General features: G+C 70.7%; 1 protein-coding gene. It reads left to right on the forward strand.

The annotated features are described in order from the left end of the window. Positions 1-3,662, forward strand: a 3,662-nt coding sequence (locus ACFY0K_RS44680; protein WP_390644772.1) for an amino acid adenylation domain-containing protein, incomplete at both ends; no start/stop codon positions are given.

Raw genomic sequence — 3,662 nt, forward strand, 5'->3', positions numbered from 1 at the left:
CTGTTCGACCGTTGGCTGCATTTCCTCGATATCGCCACCACCCACCCCGACCAGCCCCTCAACCACATCGACATCCTCACCCCCGACGAACACCGGCAGTTGCTCGGCACCTGGCTGGAGACCGAGACCGAGGTCGGGCAGAAGCTGCTGCCGGTCCGCCTCGCCGAGCAGGCCGCCGCCACCCCTGACGCCGTGGCCGTGATCGCCGGGGACACCTCCCTGACGTATGCGGAGCTTGACCGCCGCGCCAACCGCCTCGCGCACGTCCTGTTGCGCCGGGGCGCGGGTCCGGACCGGGTGGTCGCGCTGGCTCTGCCGCGTTCGGCCGAGCTGGTGGTCGCCCTGTCGGCCGTGCTCAAGAGCGGTGCCGCGTACCTGCCACTGGACCCGGACCACCCGGCCGGCCGCCTCGCCTATGTACTCCAGGACGCACGGCCCGCCCTGTTGCTCACCACACTGGCGACCGACTCCCGGACACCGGACCGTGGTTCGGCGGAACGACTGGTGTTGGACTCCCCGGACGTACACGCACTTCTGGCCGCCTGCCCCGACACCGACCCGGCCGAGACCGGACACGCAGCACCGCAGGCCCCCGAGGCTGCCGCGTACGTGATCTACACGTCAGGCTCGACCGGTCGTCCCAAGGGGGTGGTCGTACCGCACGCGCAGCTGCTCAACTTCCTGGAAGCGATGCGGCGCAAGGTCCCGCTCCGGACGGGAGAACGGCTGCTCGCGGTCACCACGGTGGCGTTCGACATCGCCGCGCTGGAGCTGTACCACCCCCTCCTGTCGGGCGCCACGGTCGTCCTCGCCTCCAAGGAGGCCGTCCCTCAACCGTCCGCCGTGCTCGACCTGATCGCCCGGCACGGCGTCACGGTGGTACAGGGCACCCCCTCGCTGTGGCAGCTGCTCGTGGCGCACGAGCCGGAGGCGCTGCGGGGCCTGCGTGTCCTCGTCGGCGGTGAGGCGCTACCCACCCCGCTCGCCGAGTCGATGCGCACGCTCACCGACGACGTGACCAACCTGTACGGCCCCACCGAGACCACCATCTGGTCGACCGCCGCGGACCTCGGCGGCGGCGCGGGCGCACCGCCCATCGGCCGGCCGATCGCCAACACGCGGACATACGTGCTGGGTTCGCGGCTGGAATTGGTGGCGCCCGGTGTGGTGGGGGAGCTGTACATCGCGGGATCCGGCGTCGCCCGCGGCTATCTGGGCAAGCCCGGCTTGACGTCCGAGCGGTTCGTGGCGGACCCGTACGCTCCCGAACCCGGTGCTCGTATGTACCGCACCGGTGACCTGGTGCGGTGGAACCAGGAGGGCGAGCTGGAGTTCGTCGGGCGCGTCGACCACCAGGTCAAGATCCGCGGTTTCCGCATCGAACTCGGCGAGATCGAGGAGGTCCTCACCGATCACACGGACATCGCGCAGGCAGCCGTCGTCGTCCGCGAGGACCAGCCCGGTGACTCCCGACTCGTCGCCTACGTCGTCGCCGACACCTCGGCGCGCGACCACGACGAGGCTGTGGAGCAGGACCAGCTCAGCGAGTGGCAGAACCTGTACGACGCCGTGTACACCGCCGCGGAGCAGACGGCCTTCGGTGAGAACTTCGCCAGCTGGAACAGCAGTTACGACGGCCGGCCGATCCCGTTGCCCGAGATGCGGGAGTGGCGGGACACGACCGTCGACCGCATCCGGTCCCTCAGGCCGCGCCGCGTCCTCGAAATCGGTGTCGGCACCGGCCTGCTCCTGGCCCGGCTGGCGCCCGAGTGCGAGGAGTACTGGGGCACCGACTTCTCCCGCACCGTCATCGACGAACTCCGGCGGCACGTCGACGCCGATCCCGTCCTGGCCACCCGGGTCCATCTCCGCACCCAGCCCGCCCACGACTTCGGCGACCTTCCGCAGGGCCACTTCGACACGATCGTGCTCAATTCCGTGGCCCAGTACTTCCCGAACGCCGGTTACCTGGAACAGGTCGTCCATCACGCGCTCCGCGCCCTCACCCCCGGTGGCGCGCTGTTCCTGGGCGACCTGCGTAATCCGCGGTTGCTGCGGACCTTCGCCTCGGGTGTGCAGACGGCGCGTGCCGAGGACCCTAGCGACACGTCCGAGATCCGCCGTGCCGTCGAGCAGAGCCTGGTCCTGGAGAAGGAACTCCTCGTCGACCCCGAGTACTTCAGCGCCCTCGCTCACCACGTCCCGGACCTGGCGGGCACCGACATCCAGCTCAAGCGCGGCACCGCCCACAACGAACTCACCCGCTACCGCTACGACGCCACCCTGTACAAGACCGGCATCACCACCCACCCCATCACCGACGCCCCCACCCGACCCTGGCTCACGCACGCCGACGCCCAAGCCAACCTCGTCGGTCTGAGGCAACAGATGGCAGCCGAACGGCCGGCGGAACTTCGCCTGACCGGCGTCCCGAACCCCCGCCTCGTCCACGAACTCGCCATGCGGCAGGCCCTCGAAGACGGCACACCCCTGCCCGACCGCCCCGCCGCTTCACTCATCGGCCTTGAGGCCTTCCACACCCTGGGCGGCGAGCACGGCTACTGGACCGCCATCACCTGGAACACCCAGGACACCGACACCGTGGACGTCGTCTTCGTCGACCGAACTAGGCTGTCCGGCCGTGCCCCCGTCGGCACCTACGCCGCGTTCCCCACCAGCGCGTCCACCGCACCCCTGTCCACGTGGGCGACCAACCCCGCCGCCCGCCGCAGCACCGGTGCCCTGCTCGCCAAGCTCCGTGAGCACACCCGCGACCATCTGCCCGACTACATGGTCCCCTCGGCCATCGTTCCCCTCGACCGGCTCCCCCTGACCGCCAACGGCAAGCTGGACCGCGCCGCCCTGCCCGCGCCGGAGTTCGCGTCGACCGGTTCGGGCCGAGGGGCGCGCACGCCGCAGGAGCAGATCGTGTGCGATCTGTTCGCGCAGGTGTTGGGGCTGCCGCGGATCGGCGTCGAGGACGACTTCTTCGACCTGGGCGGGCACTCGCTGCTGGCCACCCGCCTCATCGCCCAGATCCGTGCCGCGTTCGGCGTGGAGCTGGAGTTGCGCGCACTGTTCGAGGGCCCGACGCCGGCCGCGGTGGCGGCACTCCTCGACACTGCTGCCCCCGGACGCCTGGCCCTCACCGTTCGCCGGCGACCCGAGGTCATGCCGCTGTCCTTCGCCCAGCGCCGGCTGTGGTTCATCCACAAGATGGAGGGGCCGAGCGCCACCTACAACATCCCACTGGCCCTGCGGCTGAACGGCGAGTTGGACCGTGACGCGCTGCGGGGTGCCCTCGGCGACGTGGTGGCCCGGCACGAGAGCCTACGGACGGTGTTCCCCGAGGCCGAGGGCATCCCCTGCCAGCAGGTGCTGTCACCCGAGGCGGCCGTCCCGCACCTCACCGTCCACCCCACGACCGAGTCCGAGCTGCCGGACGCACTGAAGTCGGCCGCCCGCCACCCCTTCGACCTGGCGACCGAGACCCCGCTGCGCGCCGACCTCTTCGCACTCTCGGCGCAGGAGCGGGTACTGCTTCTGGTTGTGCATCACATCGCGGGCGATGGTTGGTCGTTGGGTCCGCTCGCGGCCGATCTTACGCGTGCGTATACGGCGCGGGTGGAGGGGCGGGTGCCGGAGTGGTCTGCGTTGCCGGT

Source organism: Streptomyces sp. NPDC001507, assembly GCF_042894765.1.
Lineage (GTDB): Bacteria > Actinomycetota > Actinomycetes > Streptomycetales > Streptomycetaceae > Streptomyces.